Below are 21440 nucleotides of genomic sequence, written 5' to 3'. Positions count from 1 at the left end.
CGTCCAGAGTGGGCACGAAGATCCTTTACGACCCGCCCGGGGGATGCGCGCCGGGGCGGGAGATGGCAGGGTCGGGGGGCACACCGCGCGGAGGGGGCAGTAAAGAGATGACGGAATCGAGCGAGCAGGCCGAGCTGTTGTGGCAGCCGTCGGCCGAGCGGGTCGCCACCGCGGCGGTCACCCGCTATCGCGAATGGCTCGGCGCCGAACGCGGCGTTCGCGCCGAGGACTACGCGCAACTGTGGGCCTGGTCGACCACCGAGCCCGAGGCCTTCTGGGCCTCGTTGTGCGACTGGTTCGAGCTGGACCTGGGCGATCGGGACGTGGTACTGGCCGACCGGACCATGCCCGGCGCCCGCTGGTTCCCCGACGCGCGCCTCAACTATGCGCAGCAGGTGCTGCGACACGCCGAGGACGGCGACCCGGAGCGCGCCGCGATCGTCTACCTGGACGAGGAACTGACCCCGCGCGAGATCTCCTGGGTCGAACTGCGCCGCCAGGTCGCCTCCTGCGCCGCCACCCTGCGCGAGCTGGGCGTACGGCCCGGGGACCGGGTCGCGGCCTACGTGCCGAACACCCCGCACGCGGTGATCGGGCTGCTCGCGTGCGCCGCCATCGGCGCGGTCTGGTCGGCCTGCGCGCCCGACTTCGGCGCGCGCAGCGTGCTGGACCGGTTCCAGCAGATCGAGCCGGTCGTGCTGATCGCGGTGGACGGCTACCGCTACGGCGGCAAGGAGATCCGCCGCGCCGACGTGGTCGCCGATCTGCGCGCGGGCCTGCCGACGGTACGACACGTGTTGCATGTGCCGCTCCTCGACGAACCGACGCCCGCCGACGTGCTGCCGTGGGCCGAGGCGATCGGGCGCGAGGTCTCCGGCGCCGACCTCGACTTCGAGTCGGTCGGCTTCGACCACCCGCTGTGGATCCTGTACTCGTCCGGCACCACCGGCCTGCCCAAGGCGATCGTCCAGGGCCACGGCGGCATCGTGCTCGAACACCTCAAGCAGGCCGCGTTCCAGCTCGACCTGGGCCCGACCGACCGGTTCTTCTGGTACACCTCCACCGGCTGGATGATGTGGAACATGCTGGTCGGCGGCCTGCTCGCGGGCAGCACGATCGTGCTCTACGACGGCAGCCCCGGCTACCCCGGCGCCGACGCGCAGTGGACCGTGGTCGAGCGGGCGAAGGCGACCTGGTTCGGCACCTCCGCCGCGTACGTGATGGCCTGCCGCAAGAACGAGCTGACCCCGCGCGTGAGCCACGACCTGAGCCGGGTCCGGGCGGTCGGCACCACCGGCTCGCCGCTGCCGCCGGACGGCTTCCGCTGGATCTACGACGCGGTGGGCGCGGACACGTGGCTGGCCTCGGTCAGCGGCGGCACCGACGTGTGCAGCGCCTTCGTCGGCGGCAGCCCGGACCTGCCGGTGTACCTCGGCGAGATCCAGTGCCGCGCGCTGGGCTGCGCGGTCGAGGCGTGGGACGAGGACGGCCGGCCGGTGGTGGACGAGGTCGGCGAACTGGTGATCACCCGGCCGATGCCCTCGATGCCGGTGTACTTCTGGAACGACCCCGACGACCGGCGCTACCGGGCCAGCTACTTCGACACCTACCCGGGCGTGTGGCGGCACGGCGACTGGATCACGCTCACCGAGCGCGGCACCATCGTGGTGCACGGCCGCTCCGACTCGACGCTGAACCGCCAGGGCGTGCGGATGGGCTCCAGCGACATCTACGAGGCGGTCGAACGCCTTCCCGAGGTGCGCGAGTCGCTCGTGGTGGGGCTGGAACTGCCCGACGGCGGCTACTGGATGCCGCTGTTCGTGGTCACCGCGCCCGGACACACCCTCGACGACGCGCTCAGGGCGCGGATCCGCACGGTGATCCGCGAGGAGGTCTCGCCGCGCCACGTGCCGGACGAGATCATCGCGGCGCCGGGCGTGCCGCACACGCTCACCGGCAAGCGGATCGAGATCCCGGTGAAGAAGCTGCTCCAGGGCCGCCGACTGGAGGACGCGGTCAACCCCGGCTCGGTGGACGACCTCGACGTGCTCCGCTTCTACGCCGAGGTGGGCCGGTCGCGGGCCCGCGCGCAGGAGGACCGGCAGGAGACGAAGCAGGGGGAGAAGTAGTAGGGGACAAGCAGGGGTGAGCGGGCGTTGTCGGACCGATCGGGGCGACGCCCGCAATCCTGCGAAGAAGACAAGAATGTGACGCGCACGGAGCAGTGCGGAGCAAACGGGCGTTTGCGATGGCACGATCGCATGCATGCCCGAGACGTCACGTCGCACCCAGCGCCTCCTCGGACGTCTCCCGGCAGTGGCAGCGGTCCTGGTCGTGACCTCGATGGCCGGCTACCTCGCGCTCGCGCTGACCCGACCGGCGACCATGTGGTGGCTCGGCGATCTGCGGGTCTACCAGGCAGGCGGGCGGGCGATCCTGGACGGCCGGGGCCGGCTCTACTCGATGTCGGTCGGGATGGCCCACCTGCCGTTCACCTACACCCCGTGCGCCGCGCTGCTGTTCACCCCGCTCGCGTGGCTGCCCTGGGGGGTGCTGCGCTGGGTCTCGATCGCGGGCAACCTCACGCTGCTGACCGTCGGCGCGCACCTCGCCTGGGGCATGGTCGGCGTGCGCGGCACCCGCCGCCTCGCCGCCGCGGCGATCACGGCCGCGATTCTGCTGTGGACCGAACCCGTTCAGGAGACGCTGCGCTTCGGCCAGATCAACCTGTTGCTGCTGGCCCTGGTCCTGGCGGATCTCGCCCGCGCGCCGGGCGCCCGGCTGCGTGGTTGCGGGGTGGGCCTGGCGGCCGGGCTCAAGCTCACCCCCGCGATCGTGATCCCGTACCTGTTCCTGACCGGTCGCGTCCGCGAGGGCCGCAACGCGGTGCTCGCGCTCGGGACGAGCCTGTTCCTCGCCTTCGCCGTCCTGCCGCGCGAATCGTTGCGCTACTGGGGCGGTCTGTTCTTCGACGACACCCGGGTCGGTCCGGTCCAGATGCCGGGCAACCAGTCGTTGCACGGGCTGCTGATCCGCTTCACCCACCAGATGCCCCCGCCCGGCCCGGTATGGCCGGCCCTCGCGGGCGCGGTCGGCGTCGGCGGCCTCGCGCTGGCCGCGATCATCGGCCGGGGCCGACCGGGCGACCCGCGCCGGGACCTGGCCGGGTTGTGCGTGACCGCGCTGACCGGGCTGCTGGTGTCGCCGATCTCCTGGACCCATCACTGGGTGTGGATCGTGCCCGGCGGCGTGCTCCTGGTCGACACCGCCCGCCGCCGACTCGGTCGCATCTCGGCCCCGGCCGCGCCGGCCGCGCTCGCACTGGTCGCGCTGACCGCCGCCGTGCCGGGCCGTCGGGTCGAGCTCCCGGTACCGGTGCCCACCGGGCTGATCTGGCAGGTCCCCTACCGCGACGGCCGCGAACTCCGGCTCGCCGGGTGGGATCTCGTGCTCGCCGACGCGTACACTCTCGCCGGGCTCGCCGCGCTGATCACGATCGCGGTCGGCCTCGCGGCGTCTCGAGGAAGGTGGGCGAGCCGGTCGGCGGAAGCCGTTACGCTCGATCCGCCCGAACCGGTGGGCCGACCGTCCCCGGGGAGTTCCACCCCCACGCCGGCCGGGGCCTAGGCCCTGTCCGGCGGGTCCTGGTGGGTCCGCGCCGCCTGGTGCCGCGCCTCGGAGTGCCGGAGAAACAGCCGCATGCAACCACTGTGCGGCCGTTTCTCCGGCACGCCGACGCACGGCACCGGACGACGCGGCCCGATCCACCAGGACCCGCCGGACAGGGCCTGGGCCCGGCCCGGAGCGCGTCCGGGAACGTTCACCGGTTCCCGGCACCGGACGCCGGGCCGGACCGAACCGGCCGTGTGGATATCCTGACCCGGCGCCACCCGGCCAGGCGCCCATTGAACCGTGCAGTTGTGGAGTCCCCGACCGACATGTCCTTCCCCCAGGTGCTCGTGACCTCCTGCCGCGAGCTCTTGACGCTCGCGCCCCGCGTCCCGTTCGGGCACGAGCGCGGCCGGGAACCGCGTCGACCGCGCCGCGCAGCCCTCGTCGGCGGCGCCCTGCTGGTGCTCTCGCTCGGCCTGTGGGTGTTGTGGACCTACCTCGGCCGCCGCGACATGTGGCACATGCTCGACCTGAGCGTCTACCACGACGCCGCGCACCGCTTCCGCGACGGCGACGAGATCTACACCCGCAACTACGGCAATTGGACCGACAAACTGCCGTTCATCTACCCGCCGATCTCGGGCCTGGTGTTCTACGGTCTGCTGCCGCTGGGCTTCGCCGGCCTCAAGTGGTTCATGGCGGTGGTGAGCCTGCTCTCGCTGTTCGCCGTGGTCTGGTCCGCGTGGGGCATGCTCGGCTACCGCCGCGGCCTGGGCCGGCTCGGCGTCAGCGCGGCCACCTTCGCCGTGGTGTTGTGGCTGGAGCCGGTGCAATGGACGCTCGTGTGGGGGCAGATCAACCTGCTCCTGCTGGCGCTGATCGTGCTCGATCTCGGGCTGCCGGACAGCCGCAGGTACAAGGGCATCGGCGTCGGCATCGCGGCCGGCCTCAAGCTCACCCCCGGCATCTTCATCGTCTACCTGCTGATCACCCGCAGGTTCCGGGCCGCCGCGGTGGCCGGCGGCGCGTTCGTGGGCACCGTCCTGGTGGGCCTGGTCTCCGCGCCGTCCGGGTCCGTCTACTACTGGTCGCACATCGTGTCGATCAGCGGCAAGGTCAACGACAAGCTCAGCGTGGGCACGCTCAACAACCAATCCGTGCAGGGCATGTTCACCCGGCTGCTCGGCGACGGCGGGGCGGCCTCGGCGCTGTGGTTCCTGTGCTGCGCGCTGGTCGGCGCGCTCGGCCTGGTGGCCGCCGCGCGGGCCTCGCTGCGCGGGCACGAACTGGTCGGCGTGGTGATCACCGGCGGCCTGTCGCTGTTCGTGTCGCCGATCTCGTGGTCGCACCACTGGGTCTGGGTGGTGCCCGCCTTCGTCCTGCTCGCGCACGCCGTGCTGACCCGGGCCCGACCGCTGTGGTGGTGGCTGACCGGCACGTTCTTCGTGTTCTTCGCCGCGTGGCCGCTGCGGCTGAACGTGCGCGGCGACTGGGACGACACGCAGACCCTCCAGCCGTGGGGCCTGATCTGGCTCGCTCCCCGGGACGCGAACCGGGAACGGCACTGGACGCCGATCGAGTTCGTGCTCGGCAACGGCTACCTCTTCGCGGGCATCGCGCTGACCCTGATCCTGGTGTGGCGCATCCTGCGCGACCGCACCCCGCTGCCCACGGTCGCGGAGCCGGTCGCCGAGCCCGCCACCCCCGATCCGGACCCGGTGAGCAGCGGATCAGCGCGTCACTAGGCTGGACTCCGAACGAGTCGGACCCGGAACGAGAAGGCCCACCGGCAGAAAGCAGAGGTCCCGTGGAGGCCCACGTGGACGCGGCGCCGCCGCATCCCCGAGACGGCGGCGTGGACGCTCCCAGCGACCGGGTCCTGACCATCCCCAACGCGCTCAGCTTCGCCCGGCTGCTCGGCGTACCGGTCTTCCTGTGGCTCATCCTGGCGCCCGAGTTCGGCGGTCCCAAACACGACGTGTGGGCGCTCGCGCTGCTCATGCTCAGCGGGATCAGCGACTACCTGGACGGCAAACTGGCCCGCAGGTGGAATCAGGTCAGCAAGGTCGGCGCGATCCTGGACCCGGCCGCGGACCGGCTCTACGTGCTGGCCACCCTGGTCGGCCTGACCTGGCGCGAGATCCTGCCGATCTGGCTGACCGCGATCATCCTGGGCCGCGAGTTGTTCATGGGCGTGGTGCTGCTGATCCTGCGCAGGCACCGCTACGGCGCGCTCTCGGTCAGCTTCGTGGGCAAGGCCGCCACCTTCAACCTCATGTACGCCTTCCCACTGCTGCTGCTCAGCGACGGCACCGGACGTGTCGCAACTCTCGCCGCGATCTTCGGATGGGCGTTCGCCTGGTGGGGTACCGCTCTGTACTGGTGGGCAGGAGTCCTCTACGCAGCCCAGGCCAAACGCCTCGTGGCCGCGGACAAGGCGGGTCGCTCGGCGACCGCCGGGTAGCGCAGGGATCGCCCGACACCGCGGCGATCACCACGTACTGAAGGCACGCCACCCGGCCCCGGCAATTCAGCCGTGGGTGCGGGTGGTGTGACGCGATAGGAGGACGAGACCGATGAAGGCCGTCGTCATGGCCGGAGGCGAGGGCACCCGCCTGCGCCCGATGACCTCCAGCATGCCCAAGCCGCTTCTGCCGGTGGTGAACCGGCCGATCATGGAGCACGTGCTGCGGCTCCTGAAGCGGCACGGACTTTCCGAGACCGTAGTCACCGTCCAGTTCCTCGCGTCGCTGGTTCGCAACTACTTCGGCGACGGCGAAGAGCTCGGGATGAGCCTCACCTACGCGAACGAGGAGACCCCGCTCGGTACCGCCGGCAGCGTCAAGAACGCCGAGGAGGCGCTCAAGGACGACACGTTCCTGGTCATCTCCGGCGACGCGCTCACCGACTTCGACCTCACGGCGCTCGTCGAGTACCACCGCGCCAAGGGCGCGATGGTCACCGTGTGCCTGACCCGAGTGCCCGACCCGCTCGAGTTCGGCATCACGATCATCGACGACGAGGGCCGGGTGGACCGGTTCCTGGAGAAGCCGACCTGGGGTCAGGTCTTCTCGGACACCGTGAACACCGGGATCTACGTGATGGAACCCGAGGTCTTCGACTACGTCGCCGCCGGCGTGTCCGTGGACTGGTCGGGGGACGTGTTCCCCAAGCTGCTCAAGGAGGGCAAGCCGATCTACGGCTATGTCGCCGAGGGCTACTGGGAGGACGTGGGCACGCACGAGAGCTACCTCAAGGCCCAGGCCGACGTGCTCACCGGCAAGGTCGACGTGGACATCGACGGCTTCGAGCTCTCGCCGGGCGTCTGGGTCGCCGAGGGCGCCGAGGTGGACCGCGAGGCGATCCTCAAGGGTCCGCTGTACATCGGCGACTACGCCAAGGTCGAGGGCGGCGTGGAGATCCGCGAGCACACCGTGCTCGGCTCCAACGTGGTGGTCAAGCGCGGTGCGTTCCTGCACAAGGCGGTCGTGCACGACAACGTGTACATCGGCCCGCAGACCAACCTGCGCGGCTGCGTGATCGGCAAGAACACCGACGTCATGCGCGCGGCCCGGATCGAAGAGGGCGCGGTGATCGGCGACGAGTGCCTGATCGAGGAGGAGTCCCTGGTCGCGGGGGACGTGCGGATCTACCCGTTCAAGACGATCGAGGCCGGCGCGGTCGTCAACACGTCGGTGATCTGGGAGTCGCGCGGCCAGAAGTACCTGTTCGGCCCGCGCGGGGTCTCCGGCATCCTCAACGTCGAGATCACCCCCGAGCTGGCCGTGCGGTTGGCTGGCGCGTACGCCACCACGCTCAAGAAGGGGGCCACCGTCACCACCGCGCGCGATCACTCGCGTGGTGCCCGTGCCCTCAAGCGAGCGGTCATCTCCGCGCTCCAGACGTCCGCGATCAACGTGCGCGACCTGGAGAACGTGCCGATGCCGGTGGCCCGCCAGGAGACCGCGCGCGGCTCGGCGGGCGGGATCATGATCCGCACCACGCCCGGGGTGCCGGACTCGGTGGACATCATGTTCTTCGACGAGCGCGGCGCGGACCTGTCGCAGGCCGCGCAGCGCAAGCTCGACCGGGTCTTCTCCCGTCAGGAGTACCGCCGCGCGTTCCCCGGCGAGATCGGCGAACTGACCTTCCCCGCACGGCCGTTCGACAGCTACTCGGGTTCCCTGTTGAAGGCGCTGGACATCACCGGCGTGCCCGAGTCCGGGCTCAAGGTGGTGGTGGACGCCGCACACGGCAACGCCGCCCTGCTGCTGCCCAGCATCCTGGGCCGGCTGGGCATCGACGCGCTCACCGTCAACTCCGGCCTGGACGACGCCCGCCCCACCGAGACCGCGGACGAGCGGCACGAGGGGTTGGTGCGGCTGGGCGAGATCGTGGCCTCCTCCAAGGCCGCGTTCGGCGTACGGTTCGACCCGGTCGGCGAGCGCATGTCGCTGGTGGACGAGCGCGGCCGGCTCATCGACGACCACCGCGCGCTGCTGGTGCTGCTGGACTGCGTCGCGGCCGAGCGTGGCGGCGGCAAGATCGCGCTGCCGGTGACCACGACCCGGATCGCCGAGCAGGTCGCGGCCTACCACGGGGTCCAGGTGCAGTGGACCACCACGTCGCCGGACGACCTGGCCCGCGTGGCCATGTCCGACGACACGATCTTCGGCGGCGACGGACGCGGCGGCTTCGTGGTCCCCGAGTTCAGCACCGTCTTCGACGGTACGGCCGCGTTCGTCCGGCTGATCGGGCTGGTCGCGCGCACCCAGTTGACGCTGAGCCAGATCGACGCGCGGATCCCGCGCGCGCACGTGCGCCGGCGGGACGTGCCCACGCCGTGGGCGGCCAAGGGCATGGTGATGCGTCGGGTCGTGGAGGCGGCGGGCGACCGCGAGATCGACACCACCGACGGCGTGCGCGTGGTGGAGGCCGACGGGCGCTGGGCGCTGGTGCTGCCGGACCCGGCCGAGGCGGTCACCCACGTGTGGGCCGAGGGCCCGGACGACACCGCCGCGGACGAACTCCTGGACGAGTGGAGCCGGGTCGTGGAGCACGCGGGCGACTGACGCCCCTTCCGGGCCGCCGACTCCGGCGGTGCGGGCAGCCGTCTTGTAGGGTCTTCCCCGGCCGTGGATCGCCTGTCGCGATCCGCGGCCGGACCCGGTATCGGACCCTGCATCGAGCACTCCGCCAGGCATGGAACGATGGGGCGCATGTCATCGCGGGAGACACCAGGCACGAGCCGGTACAGGCGGCCGGATGCCTCGATGTCCCTGCTCGTGGACATGATGACGAACAGCCTGGACGCGGGCTACGCGGAGGCCACCGCCCGGCGCGCGGTGCGCGGCGACACCGGGATGAACAAGGGACCGCTGGCCCGGGTGCTGGCCGTGGTCGGGGTCGCGCTGATCGCGATGATCCTGATGGTGGCCGCGATGAAGGTGCACGCGGCCGCCCCGCAGGCCGAGCGCGAGCGGCATCAACTGGTGGATCGCATCCACACCGACGAGGCCGAGGTGGACGCGCTCACCGCAACCGTCGAGCGGTTGCGCGCCGAGGTGGACGCGATCCAGGAGGTCTCGCTGCCCAAGGGCGCCAAGGACCGGGTCGAACTGCTCGCGCTGCTCACCGGATCCGACCCGGTCGAGGGGCCGGGCTTGAAGGTGATCGCGGACGACGCCAAGGGCTCGGACAACACCGACGGCTCGACCGACCCGCGCCAGGCCGAGGCGGCGGCGAACGGCCGGATCCTGGACCGCGACCTCCAGCGGCTGGTCAACGGCCTGTGGAAGGCCGGGGCCGAGGCCATCTCGATCAACAACCAGCGGCTGACCGCGCTGTCCGCGATCCGCGCCGCCGGCGCCTCGATCCTGGTCGACAACCGGCCGCTCGCGCCGCCGTATACGATCCTGGCGATCGGTGACGCCAAGCCGATGCAGGTCGAGTTCATGGTCGGCGCGGACGGGCGATATCTGCGCCAGCTTCAGGAGAACTACGGGATCCGGGTCAACCTGAGCGCACAGAAGAAGCTCAAGTTGCCCGCCGCGCTGGGCACCTCGTTGCGCTACGCGGACGTACCCGGCGGTCCGCCGCCCGCGAGCACACCGCCGAGTACACCCGCGAGCCCGCCGGCGAAGCAGACCCCGGGCACACCGCCCGCGACGTCCACGGGCCGGAGCACGGCGCCGCCGAGCGGTTCGGCGCCGCCGACCGGCTCGTCGACACCGTCGCAGAAGCAGACCGAACGAAAGGGTAAACAGTGATCGCGGTCCTCGGCCTGGTCCTCGGGGTCGTGGTCGGGTATCTCGCCCGACCCGTGATCCCGCACGAGCTGGAGCCGTACCTGCCCATCGCGGTGGTGGCCGCGCTGGACGCGGTCTTCGGCGGTCTGCGCGCACTGCTCGACGGCATCTTCGACGACAAGGTCTTCGTGGTCTCGTTCCTGTCGAACGTGGTCGTCGCCGCGCTGATCGTCTTCCTCGGCGACAAGCTGGGTGTCGGAGCGCAGTTGTCCACCGGCGTGGTGGTCGTGCTCGGCATCCGGATCTTCTCCAACGCGGCGGCCATCCGCCGGCACGTCTTCCGGGCCTGACGGGGAGTCACACACATGGCCGACGAAACGGACGAGACGCGCGGGCGGCACGCCCGCCACGACGAGGATCCCCGCGACCTGGGCATCCCGCGCACGGCCGCGGAGCCCGCGCCCGAGGCCGCTCCCGGGCCCGAGCCGGAACCCGAGGCCGAGCCGGAGCCGGAGGCGCCGGCCGCCCGCAAGCCCACGGTCGAGACCCGGCGCCCGGTCGACCTCTATCACGAGGGCCGGCACATCCGGGAGCGGATCCGCGAGCAGGCCGCCGAGGTGACCTCGGAGATCCCGCCGATCACCGCGCCGATCCGCGAATCGGCCCGGGAGACACGGGAAACGCCCCAGGTGCCCCAGGCGTATCGGGCGGCGCAGGCGCCGCAGACGCCCCGGGCGTCCGCGGAGCCCCGGGCCGCGCGAGCGTCCGTGCCGCCCCTGGTGCCCGCGGCGCCCTCGCCCGAACAGGCCCGGGAGCGCGAGGCGTCCGGGCCGCGCGACCCCCTCGCGCAACCGCACGCGGGAGCGCACGCGGTGGCGCGCGACACGCCCGGACCGGAAACGGATTCGAACGCGGTTTCCGAGCCGCACCCGCACGAGCCGGTCGACGATCAGCCGGGCCGCCGCAGGCTGCTCGAGGCGTTCTGGCCGCCGCGCGTGAGCCGGGCCCAACTCGTGGGCGCGGTACTGCTGTTCGCGCTGGGAGCGGGGCTGGCCATCCAGGTTCGCTCGAACACCGCGTCCGATCCGCTGCGTGGTGCGCGACAGGAGGACCTGGTCCGCGTACTGGACGAACTCGGCGAGCGCACCCGGCGGTTGGAGGACGAGAAGCATCGTCTGGAGAACAGCCGCACACAGCTCCAGAACAGCAACGACCGGGTCCAGGAGGCGCGTGAGCAGAACGCGGCCAAGGCGGACGCCCTGGGCGTCCTCGCGGGCACCGTCAAGGCCAGCGGACCCGGCATCACCCTGACCATCACCGATCCGCAGCGCACGGTCAGCGGTGACGTGCTGCTGGACACGCTCCAGGAGCTGCGCGCGGCGGGCGCAGAGGTGATCCAGATCAACGACGTGCGTGTGGTGGCCGGCACCTGGTTCAACGGCACGCCGCCCGGCGACATCGTGATCGACGGTACCAAGGTGCTGCCGCCGTACGTGTTCAAGGTGATCGGCAATCCGCAGGATCTCCAGCCCGCGTTGAACATCCCCGGGGGTGTCGTCAAGACCCTGGAGAAGAAGCAGGCGGGGGCCATCGTCACCCCCTCGCAGGAGGTGCTGATCGACGCCTTGCGGCCTGCGAACAAGCCTGGTTACGCTCGCTCGGCACCGGGCGCCGGTAACGGGTGAGCACACCTGACAGAATCAGTCCGCCGGTCGCCGTCGGTGCACACTCATCAGGCAAGAAGGGCAGGCTGTCCGCATGTATCCCGCAGATCTCGCGTACACGACGGAGCACGAATGGGTGCGCGTCATGGAAGAGATCTCCGGGACGGTGCGGATCGGCATCACCGAATTCGCGCAGGACGCGCTCGGTGACATCGTCTACGTCACGCTGCCGCCGGTCGGCACTCGCGTCGTGGCCGGACAGCCCTGCGGCGAACTGGAATCGACCAAGAGTGTCAGCGACCTCTTCGCGCCGCTCGACGGCGTCGTGACCACCGTCAACGACGTGCTCGACGGTGCACCGGAGTTGGTCAACTCCGATCCCTACGGCGACGGTTGGATGTTCGAGGTACGCCTCGACGATCCCGCCGCACCGGCCGCGCTCTTGGACGCGGCCGCCTATCAGAACAGCCTGGGCTCCTGACGGCCCGGCGAAGCGGTAGGCAGTCCATCACCACGACCCACTCCTCCTGCCCCACGGGCGGGCCAGGTTCTCTCGGGGAGGTTCGCCCGTGAAGTTGTTCGCGAAATTGTTCGGTCGTTCCCGTCGCTCCGGCGACGCGCCGGCTGCCGATGCGGGGAGGTCCGGCAACCCGCCGGCCGCCCCGCCGACGATGCCTCCGGGCACCCCGTACGGGGCGTCCGCCGGCTCACCCCCCGCACCCGCTCCGCACCTGGGCGAGTCCGACGCGACCGCCGGGCATGTCGCTGTTGACCAGGAACACACGGCGCGCATAAGTTTCGGGCAACTCTCGACCGAAGGTCGAGGTGCGACCGGCACGGGTCAGGAGGCCGACGTGGTGGTGTGCAGCGCCTGCGGGCATCACAATCCGCCCGGTGGCCGGTTCTGCTCCAACTGCGGCGCTCGGCTGGGCGCGGGCGCCGAACGCGCGTCCGAGCAGACCTCGACCATCTCGATCAGCGGCATCGAGGCGCTGGACGCGGAACCCGCGCCCCGCGAGATCCTCACCCCCGAGGCGCAGGCCGCGGTGGACGCGCTGCCGCCGGGAACCGCGCTGCTCGTGGTGCGCCGGGGCCCCAACTCCGGCAGTCGCTTCCTGCTCGACTCGGACCGCACCACGGCCGGTCGGCATCCGCAGAGCGACATCTTCCTCGACGACGTCACGGTCTCGCGCAAGCACGCCGAGTTCCGCCGCACCCCCGGCGGCTTCGCGGTCGCCGACGTGGGCAGCCTGAACGGCACCTACGTGGGCCGCGAGCGGATCGACGAGGTTCCGTTGGCGCCGGGCGACGAGGTACAGATCGGCAAGTACCGACTGGTCTTCTTCCCCAGCCGCCAAGGGCAGATCGGGTGAGTGCGGCGGCGGCCGGATCGGTCTCCTTGAGCATCGGCGGGGTGTTGACCCTGCTGCGTCCCGAGTTCCCGGACATCAGCATCTCCAAGATCCGGTTCCTCGAGGCGGAAGGGCTCATCGAGCCGCAGCGGAGCCCGTCGGGCTATCGCAAGTTCGGCCCCGCCGACATCGAACGACTGCGCTACGTGCTGCGTGTGCAGCGCGACCGTTACCTGCCGCTCCGGGTGATCAAGGATCAACTGGACGCGATGGATCGCGGGCTCGAACCGGCCGGCCCGACCCCGGCCGAATCCCCACGATCGCAGGACGCCGAAGGCGATCCGGACTCGGCCGGTCGGGAGGGCACCACGGTGCTGCTCGACCGGCCGGGCCTGATCGCCGCGGCCGGCATCCAGGACACGGACTTGGCCCGGCTGGAGGAATTCGGCCTGATCCAGCCGCGCCGTCCGCGACCCGGCGCCGGCGGCGACGGCGAGCAGGCGGTGGTCTACGACGGCGACGCGCTGGTGGTGGCCCGGCTGGTGGCCGCGCTGGGCCGCTACGGCGTGGAGCCGCGCCACCTGCGGCAGACCAAGGCCGCCGCGGACCGTGAGGCCGCGCTGGTGGAACAGATCGTCGCGCCGCTCCTGCACCGCCGGGGCGCTCGCGCGAAGGCGGGCGCCGAGGAGACCGTACGCGACCTGCTCGCGCTCACCTCGCGCCTGCACACCGTCCTGGTCACCACCGCGCTCGCGCCCCGCCTGGGCCGCTGACCCGCGCCGCCCGCGGCGGGCGCCGATCGGGCCGCGAGGCGGACCGGGACGTGAATACCGGGCCACGAAGAAAAAACGACGAATCCCCGACCTATTCGGCCCCCGGGGATCGGTGACCGACAGCCGAGCGCGCTAGTGTGGCGATGTGAACGAGCTAGAGGTTGTGGGCGTCCGGGTGGAGATGCCCTCTAACCAGCCGATCGTGCTCCTACGGGAGACGGGGGGCGATCGTTATCTCCCCATCTGGATCGGCCCGGTAGAGGCGACGGCCATCGCGTTCGCCCAACAGGGCGTGGTACCCGCGCGTCCTCTGACGCACGATCTCTTCCGGGACGTGCTGGAGGCGTTGGGGCAGGAATTGACCCAGATCCGGATCACCGACCTGCGCGAGGGCGTGTTCTACGCCGAGCTGGTCTTCTCCGGCGGCGTGGAGGTCAGCGCGCGCCCGTCGGACGCGATCGCGCTCGCGCTGCGCACCGGGACGTCGATCGTCGGCAGCGACGCGGTCCTGGACGAGGCGGGCATCGTGATCCCCAACGAGCAGGAGGACGAGATCGAGAAGTTCAGGGAGTTCCTGAACGACATCTCGCCCGAGGACTTCGGCACCACGAGCCAATAGTCGGCCCGCCGCGGCCGGGTGCACGTCCGAAACCGCCGACCGTCCCGCCCGCCGCTCCCGGCGAGGCGGTAGCGGGCGGCGGTTTTTTCGTGTCCGGAGCCGGTCGGCTCCGACCGGGGTCGGCCGGCGCGCCGTCGATCACGCCCGATCCGGCTCGATCCGCTTCGATCAGAGGCAAAGCGGCCAGACCTACCCCTGGGCAACCGGTTCAAACCACTCGTGCGAGCAGCGTCACTCGGCGTGCCGAACGGCCCGGTCGTTGACGCGCTGTTGGTGACTGCCTACCGTCGAAATCGACAGTTCCGGGATGACCCCTGCGCGTTGCACCTCGCCGCCTGCGGCCCGGGATTGAAAGAGACTCTCCGCGCCGTACTCGGGCGCGGGGAGACGAAAGGGAGGTCGGCGTGAGCAGCACCGGCGACATCACGGCGGCGGAACGCGCCCGCACGGCACGTCCTCTGCCGGCGACCGACCCCGGTGCGGGCCCCCGGCGGCAGGACGTCACGCCGCCCGGCACCCCGTCGGAGGACGTCGGTTACCGGGGCCCGACGGCGTGCGCGGCGGCCGGCATCACCTATCGCCAACTCGACTACTGGGCCCGCACCGGCCTGGTCGAGCCCACGGTCCGCCCGGCCCACGGCTCGGGCACGCAGCGGCTGTACGGCTTCCGCGACATCCTGGTGCTGAAGATCGTCAAGCGGCTCCTGGACACCGGCGTCTCGCTCCAGAACATCCGGATCGCGGTGGCCCACCTGCGCGGACGCGGGATCGGCGACCTGGCCGGGATGACCCTGATGAGCGACGGTGCCAGCGTGTACGAGTGCACGTCGTACGACGAGGTGATCGACCTGGTCCAGGGGGGTCAGGGGGTCTTCGGGATCGCCGTGGGGGCGGTGTGGCGTGAGGTGGAGGGCTCGCTCGCGCAGCTCCAGGGCGAGCACACCGGCACCGGGGAACCGATCACGCAGGTCCATCCCGGCGACGAATTGGCACGTAGACGCAGGGACAAAGCGGTCTGAGGCGCCCGGGGGCGGGTGGGAACCGGTTCGCCGGGCAGGACGTCCCCATGGACGTGATCCTTCGTCGGCCGACCCTGCCGCGCTCGCGGCGGGCCCAACGGCGCGGTTATCAGGCCGCCGTCCTGCTCGCCGTCGCCGGGCTGGCCCCGATCACGGGGCTGCATCTGTACGCCGGGAACCGGGTCCGCACGGTGGCCGACGTGCCGCACGAGGACGTCACGATGGTGCTCGGCGCGGGCGTGCACGGGGACCGGCCGTCCGATCTGCTGGCCCGCCGGCTCGATGTCGCGCTCGCGTTGTACCGGGCCGGCAAGACCCGGGTGATCCTGGTCAGCGGCGACGGCGGGGGCAACCGCTACGACGAGACCAGGGTGATGCGGCGCTACCTCGCGGACCGGGGAATCCCGCAGCACCGGATCGTGACCGACGAATCGGGATTCTCCACCTGGGAGTCCTGCATCCGCGCCAAGCGCGTCTACGGGATCGACCGGGTCATCGTGGTCACGCAGAGCTTCCATCTGCGCCGTGCGCTCGGCCTGTGCCGGGCCGCCGGGATATCCGCGTACGGCGTCCCGGACGAGTCCTTCGCGTGGGGCCACATCGGGCCCACCGTGTACGGAACCGGTCGCGAGACGCTCGCCGCGATCAAGGCGGCCGGGCAGATCGTGCTGAAGCCGGATCCGCGGGTGAAAGGCGCGAAAAGCGACGAGATCCGACGCGCCCTGAGCGGCTGAACGCACGTTCTGTCGGACCCGTGCGTCATCATTGCCCGGTGTGAGACAGGCCCCGGGCATCCTCCACCTCGACATGGACGCGTTCTACGCGTCGGTGGAGCAGGTCGCGAAGCCCAGCCTGGCCGGCAAGGCGGTGATCGTCGGCGGCATCGGCGCGCGCGGCGTGGTGGCCACCGCCTCCTACGAGGCCCGGGTGTTCGGCGTGCGCTCGGCGATGTCGATCGGCGAGGCCCGCCGGCGCTGCCCCAACGCCGCCTTCCTCAGCCCGCGCTTCGCGCTGTATCGCCAGGTCAGCGACACCGTGATGGAACTGCTGCACCGGCTGTCGCCGCTGGTGGAGCCGCTCAGCCTGGACGAGGCGTTCGTCGACCTGGAGGCGGGCCCGCACGGCGGCACGCTGGACACCGAGCGGGTCACCGAGATCGCCGTACGCCTGCGCGCGGACATACACGCGGCCACCGGGCTCACCTGCTCGGTCGGCGCGGCCACCTCCAAGCTGTTGGCCAAGATCGCCTCCGAGGCGGACAAGCCCGACGGGTTGTGCGTGGTCGTGCCCGGGACCGAGCGGGCGATGCTCGACCCGCTGCCGGTGCGCGCGCTGCCCGGGGTCGGCCCGGCCACCGGCGACGTGCTGCGCCGGGCGGGCCTGGACACCGTGGCCGACCTGGCCGCGGTCGACGAGAGCGAACTGGTCCGGCTGCTCGGCCAGGCGCACGGACACGGCCTGCACGTACTGGCCGCCGGGCTGGACGCGCGCCCGGTGGTCGCCGACCGGGACGCGAAATCGGTGTCCGTGGAGGACACCTTCCCCACCGACCTGGTCGACCGCGAGCGCATCACCCGGGAGCTGGACCGGCTCTCGATCCGGTGCGTGGAGCGGCTGCGCGCCGCCGGGCGCTCCGGGCGCACGATCGTGCTCAAGCTGCGCCGCTACGACTTCAGCACGCTGACCCGCTCGGAGACGCTGCGCGGGCCCACCGACGACCCGGGGGTGGTGCGCGAGACGATCCGCCGGTTGGCCGCGCAGGTGGACGTCACGGGCGGCGTGCGGCTGCTGGGGGTGGGTGTCGGCGGGCTGGCCGACTTCGCCCAGCAGGACCTGTTCGGCGCGGCCGAGCCGGAGCCCGCCGAGCCGGACGAGCAGGACGCGGCGGCCGACCGGGAGGTGTCGCTGCCGGCCGCCCCGGAGCGGGTCTCCTGGTCGCCCGGCCAGGACGTGGTGCACGAGGAGTTCGGGCCCGGCTGGGTGCAGGGCAGCGGCGTCGGGCGGGTCACCGTGCGGTTCGAGGTGCCGGGTGGAAAGCCGGGCCGGGTGCGCACGTTCGCGATCACCGATCCCGCGCTGCAACCGGGGGAACCGATTCCGCTGCCCGCGGCCGACGGGGGATAGCCGGAGCGATCCGGGGCAGGCGCCGGGCAGACGACTCCTCGGGGGTGTCCCCACAATGACTGATGTCAAAGAGCGGCCGGCGCGAGGGCAGGGTGCCTTCCGATCGGTTCGCCGCAGGCTCGGCCTGCCCGCCTTCCTGGTCACACTCCTGGTCGGCTTCATCGTGCTGGCCCTGGTGCTGGTCGGCCTGATCAACCTGCTGCCCGGCAAATTCAATCCGTTCGGCGAGACCACCAAGGACCACAGCGGACCGGTGATGCTCAAGGCCGTGCAGGATCTCAGCCGCTACGAGGCGGTCAGCGGCACCTTCCAGGTCGTGGTGGACCTGGAGAAGGACGCGAAGTTCCTGCCGGACGCGGTCCGAGGCCAACGTACGCTGTTCGTCGGCGTCGGCCAGGTGGGTGGTTTCGTGGAGTTCGGCGGGATCGGTCAGGACGCGATCCAGACCTCGCCGGACAATAAGAGCGTGACCATCAAACTCCCGCACGCGCGGCTCGCGCCCGCCGCGCTCGACCAGAAGAACAGCCACGTGATCGCCCAGGACAAGGGCCTGTTCGACCGCTTCGGCGACTTCTTCTCCAGTAATCCCGGCGATCAACAGCAGCTCTACGTGCTGGCGACCAAGAAGATCGACGACGCGGCCAAGACCGCCGGACTGGTGGAGCGCGCGGAACGCAACACCACCGGCATGCTCCAGGGGATGATGCGCTCCCTGGGCTACACCACGACCACTGTGACGTACGCCTAGTGCGAAGCCCCTGGTGGGTGTCACGCTGATACCGTTGAAGCCGCCCATTACGTTCGCGCGGGAGAGTCCTCGTGTCGTGCACACGAGGCGCCGAAGGAGCAACTCCTCCCCGGAATCTCTCAGGCACCCGTACCGCGTGGTCGTGGGCACTCTGGAAAGCAGGATCCGCGGATGGCTCGCCGAGCCGGGTCGGATCCTCGCCGACGGTGCAAACCGCGCCCGCGGGAACCGGTCCGACCGGTACTCCGGGCGCGGTGAAGCTCTCAGGTACAGATGACAGAGGGGGAGGCCGGTGGACGCGCGACCGCGTGTCCGTCCAGGAGCGATCCAGGAGGCCTTTCGCGATGACCCCGCGCACCCCTGCCCCGCGTGCTCACGCCGTACTCCCCTCCGGCCCCGGCTCGTTGACCGGCCTGGAGGCCGCGTCGCCGTTCACCGGCCGGCACATCGGTCCGGACACCGACGAGCAGGCGAAGATGCTCGCCGCGATCGGCTACGGGTCCCTGGACGAGCTGACCGACGCGGCGGTGCCCGCCGCGATCCGCGCGCTGGAGGGCTTCGAGCTGCCCGCCGCGCGCAGCGAGGCCGAGGTGCTCGCCGAGCTGCGCGAGCTGGCCTCGCGCAACAGCGTGCTGACCCCGATGATCGGGCTCGGCTACCACGGCACCTTCACCCCGCCGGTGATCACCCGCAACGTGCTGGAGAACCCGGCCTGGTACACCGCCTACACGCCCTACCAGCCGGAGATCTCGCAGGGCCGGTTGGAGGCGCTGCTCAACTTCCAGACCGTGGTCACCGACCTGACCGGCCTGGACGTGGCGGGCGCCTCGCTGCTGGACGAGGCCACCGCCGCCGCCGAGGCGATGACCCTGGCCCGCCGGGCCGGGCGGGCCAAGAGCGACGTGTTCGTGGTGGACGCGGCCACGCTGCCGCAGACGATCGCGGTGGTGCGTACCCGCGCCGAGGCGCTGGGCATCGAGGTCGTGGTCGCCGACACCGCACAGGGGCTGCCCGAGGGCGGCTGCTTCGGCGTGCTGCTGCAGTACCCCGGGGCCGACGGCCGGGTCCGCGACCTGACCCCGGTGATCGAGGCCGCGCACGCGCAGGGCGCGCTGGTGGCGGTCGCCGCCGACCTGCTCGCGCTCACCGTGCTGCGCGCGCCCGGCGCGATGGGCGCCGACATCGCGGTCGGCACCAGCCAGCGGTTCGGTGTGCCGATGGCCTTCGGCGGCCCGCACGCGGGCTACCTGGCGGTCCGCGAGAAGCTCACCCGCAGCATGCCGGGCCGGTTGGTCGGGGTGTCCGTGGACGCCGACGGCGCGCCCGCCTACCGACTCGCGCTGCAGACCCGCGAGCAGCACATCCGCCGGGAGAAGGCGACCAGCAACATCTGCACCGCGCAGGTCCTGCTGGCCGTGATGGCCGGCATGTACGCGGTCTACCACGGGCCGGACGGGCTCACCTCGATCGCGCGCCGCACGCACCGGTACGCGGCCGTGCTCGCGGCCGGGCTGCGCGCGGGCGGCGTCGAGGTCGTGCACGGCGACTTCTTCGACACGATCACCGCGCGGGTGCCGGGCCGGGCGGCGGATGTGCTCGCCGCGGCCCGCGCCGCCGGGATCAACCTGCGCCCGGTGGACGCCGACCACGTCGCGATCACCTGTGACGAGACCACGCTGCGGGCGCATGTCGAGGGGGTCTGGGGCGCGTTCGGGGTCACCGGCGACGTGGTCGCGCTGGACGCGGACACCGCCGACGCGCTGCCCACCGCGCTGCTGCGCGACACCGAGTTCCTGACCCACCCGGTCTTTCACACGCACCGCTCCGAGACCGACATGCTGCGCTACCTCAAGCGGCTCGCGGACAAGGACTACGCGCTGGACCGGGGGATGATCCCGCTCGGCTCGTGCACGATGAAGCTCAACGCCACGGTCGAGATGGAGCCGATCACCTGGCCCGAGTTCGCGAACCTGCACCCGTTCGCACCGGTCGACCAGGCCGCGGGCTACCTGGAGCTGATCGACGGGCTGGCCGACTCGCTGGCCCGGATCACCGGCTACGCCAAGGTCTCGCTCCAGCCCAACGCCGGTTCGCAGGGCGAACTCGCGGGCCTGCTCGCGGTCCGCGCCTACCACCACGCCAACGGCGACACCGCCCGCGACGTGTGTCTGATCCCCTCCTCCGCGCACGGCACCAACGCGGCCAGCGCGGTGATGGCGGGCATGCGCGTCGTGGTGGTCAAGACCGGTGAGAACGGCGACGTGGACCTGGCCGACCTGCACGACAAGATCGAGCGGCACCGGGACACGCTCGCCGTGCTGATGGTGACCTACCCGTCCACGCACGGCGTGTTCGAGGAGGGCATCGAGCAGGTGTGCGCGGCGGTGCACGAGGCCGGCGGCCAGGTGTACGTGGACGGCGCGAACCTGAACGCGCTGGTCGGGCTGGCCCAGCCGGGCGGCGCGATCGGCGCGGACGTGTCGCACCTGAACCTGCACAAGACCTTCTGCATCCCGCACGGCGGCGGCGGTCCGGGCGTGGGCCCGGTCGCGGTCCGCGCGCACCTGGCACCGTACCTGCCCAACCACCCGCTCCAGCCCACCGCGGGCCCGGAGACCGGCGTGGGGCCGATCTCGGCCGCCCCGTGGGGCTCGGCGGCGATCCTGCCGATCCCGTGGACCTACCTGCGCCTGATGGGCCCGGAGGGCCTCAAGGAGGCCACCCAGGTCGCGGTGCTGGGCGCCAACTACATCGCCAAGCGGCTCGCACCGCACTTCCCGGTGCTCTACACCGGCCCGAACGGCCTGGTCGCGCACGAGTGCATCATCGACGTGCGCGGGATCACCAAGGCCACCGGCGTCAGCGTCGACGACGTGGCGAAGCGGCTGATCGACTACGGCTTCCACGCGCCGACGATGTCCTTCCCGGTGCCCGGCACGCTGATGATCGAGCCGACCGAGAGCGAGAACCTGCGGGAGATCGACCGGTTCTGCGACGCGATGATCGCGATCAAGGGCGAGATCGACCGGGTCGCGTCCGGTGCGCTGCCCGCCGACGACAACCCGCTCGGCAACGCGCCGCACACCGCCGCACTGCTCGCGGGCGAGTGGGCGCACGCCTACACCCGCGAGGAGGCGGTCTTCCCCGCCGGTGTGGTGCCGGCCGAGAAGTACTGGCCGCCGGTGCGCCGGATCGACGGCGCCCAAGGCGACCGCAACCTGGTCTGCTCGTGCCCGCCGATCGAGGCGTACGGCAACAACTGACCTCGGCCGCGCGGCCCG

At 71.6% G+C, this 21440-nt stretch carries 17 protein-coding genes and 1 riboswitch; all 17 genes read left to right on the top strand.

Features of this window, described 5'->3' with window-relative positions:
- The first annotated feature begins 107 nt into the window (after positions 1–107).
- The 17 genes from OG948_RS05190 (at position 108) to gcvP (ending at position 21422) form a co-directional block, all read left to right on the top strand.
- Positions 108–2129, top strand: a complete 2022-nt coding sequence (locus OG948_RS05190) for an acetoacetate--CoA ligase (protein WP_406294195.1) — start codon at positions 108–110, stop codon at positions 2127–2129.
- Positions 2130–2265: 136 nt separating this feature from the next.
- The gene (locus tag OG948_RS05185; RefSeq protein WP_406294193.1) at positions 2266–3627 is read left to right on the top strand and encodes a glycosyltransferase 87 family protein; all 1362 of its coding nucleotides are present in this window, start codon (positions 2266–2268) and stop codon (positions 3625–3627) included.
- Positions 3628–3920: 293 nt separating this feature from the next.
- Positions 3921–5357, top strand: a complete 1437-nt coding sequence (locus OG948_RS05180; protein WP_406294191.1) for a glycosyltransferase 87 family protein — start codon at positions 3921–3923, stop codon at positions 5355–5357.
- A gap of 62 nt (positions 5358–5419) precedes the next feature.
- Positions 5420–6076 carry a CDP-alcohol phosphatidyltransferase family protein gene (locus OG948_RS05175; protein WP_406294189.1) on the top strand — a complete coding sequence of 219 codons (657 nt, stop codon included), beginning with the start codon at positions 5420–5422 and terminating at the stop codon, positions 6074–6076.
- Positions 6077–6188: 112 nt separating this feature from the next.
- A complete protein-coding gene (locus OG948_RS05170; protein WP_395872200.1) occupies positions 6189–8684 on the top strand; it encodes a sugar phosphate nucleotidyltransferase in 2496 nt (831 codons plus the stop codon).
- Between the two features lie 201 nt (positions 8685–8885).
- Positions 8886–9881, top strand: coding sequence for a DUF881 domain-containing protein (locus OG948_RS05165; RefSeq protein ID WP_406294187.1), 996 nt, complete (start codon positions 8886–8888; stop codon positions 9879–9881).
- Positions 9878–10210 (top strand): small basic family protein, encoded by a 333-nt coding sequence (locus tag OG948_RS05160; RefSeq protein WP_020548716.1) that lies wholly within the window; start codon positions 9878–9880, stop codon positions 10208–10210. Before OG948_RS05165 ends, OG948_RS05160 begins: the two co-directional genes overlap by 4 nt.
- Before the next feature lie 426 nt (positions 10211–10636).
- Positions 10637–11545, top strand: coding sequence for a DUF881 domain-containing protein (locus tag OG948_RS05155; RefSeq protein ID WP_406300187.1), 909 nt, complete (start codon positions 10637–10639; stop codon positions 11543–11545).
- A gap of 73 nt (positions 11546–11618) precedes the next feature.
- Positions 11619–12005 carry a glycine cleavage system protein GcvH gene (gene gcvH / locus OG948_RS05150; RefSeq protein ID WP_026217856.1) on the top strand — a complete coding sequence of 129 codons (387 nt, stop codon included), beginning with the start codon at positions 11619–11621 and terminating at the stop codon, positions 12003–12005.
- 373 nt (positions 12006–12378) lie between these two features.
- Positions 12379–12897 carry an FHA domain-containing protein gene (locus tag OG948_RS05145; protein ID WP_406294185.1) on the top strand — a complete coding sequence of 173 codons (519 nt, stop codon included), beginning with the start codon at positions 12379–12381 and terminating at the stop codon, positions 12895–12897.
- Positions 12894–13649, top strand: coding sequence for a MerR family transcriptional regulator (locus tag OG948_RS05140; RefSeq protein ID WP_406294183.1), 756 nt, complete (start codon positions 12894–12896; stop codon positions 13647–13649). The genes OG948_RS05145 and OG948_RS05140 overlap by 4 nt, the downstream gene beginning before the upstream one ends.
- Positions 13650–13794: 145 nt before the next feature.
- On the top strand, positions 13795–14268 hold the full coding sequence (locus OG948_RS05135) for a bifunctional nuclease family protein (protein ID WP_020548711.1): 474 nt from the start codon (positions 13795–13797) through the stop codon (positions 14266–14268).
- 404 nt (positions 14269–14672) lie between these two features.
- A complete protein-coding gene (locus OG948_RS05130; protein WP_395872208.1) occupies positions 14673–15287 on the top strand; it encodes a MerR family transcriptional regulator in 615 nt (204 codons plus the stop codon).
- Positions 15288–15334: 47 nt separating this feature from the next.
- Positions 15335–16021: a vancomycin high temperature exclusion protein gene (locus OG948_RS05125; RefSeq protein WP_406294182.1), complete on the top strand. Its 687-nt coding sequence runs from the start codon at positions 15335–15337 to the stop codon at positions 16019–16021.
- A 40-nt stretch (positions 16022–16061) separates the two neighbouring features.
- Entirely contained in the window at positions 16062–17411 is a 1350-nt protein-coding gene (locus OG948_RS05120) for a DNA polymerase IV (protein ID WP_406294181.1), read from the top strand.
- A 55-nt stretch (positions 17412–17466) separates the two neighbouring features.
- Positions 17467–18159, top strand: coding sequence for a DUF4230 domain-containing protein (locus OG948_RS05115; protein ID WP_406294179.1), 693 nt, complete (start codon positions 17467–17469; stop codon positions 18157–18159).
- Between the two features lie 48 nt (positions 18160–18207).
- A riboswitch (glycine riboswitch) is annotated at positions 18208–18304 on the top strand.
- A 199-nt stretch (positions 18305–18503) separates the two neighbouring features.
- Positions 18504–21422: an aminomethyl-transferring glycine dehydrogenase gene (gene gcvP, locus OG948_RS05110; RefSeq protein WP_406294178.1), complete on the top strand. Its 2919-nt coding sequence runs from the start codon at positions 18504–18506 to the stop codon at positions 21420–21422.
- The last annotated feature ends 18 nt before the right edge of the window (positions 21423–21440 follow it).

It is taken from the genome of Embleya sp. NBC_00888, from assembly GCF_045207655.1.
In the GTDB taxonomy this organism is placed as follows: domain Bacteria; phylum Actinomycetota; class Actinomycetes; order Streptomycetales; family Streptomycetaceae; genus Embleya.
Note: the sequence above shows the minus strand (reverse complement) of the source record. Positions and strands in the feature narration are given on the sequence as shown.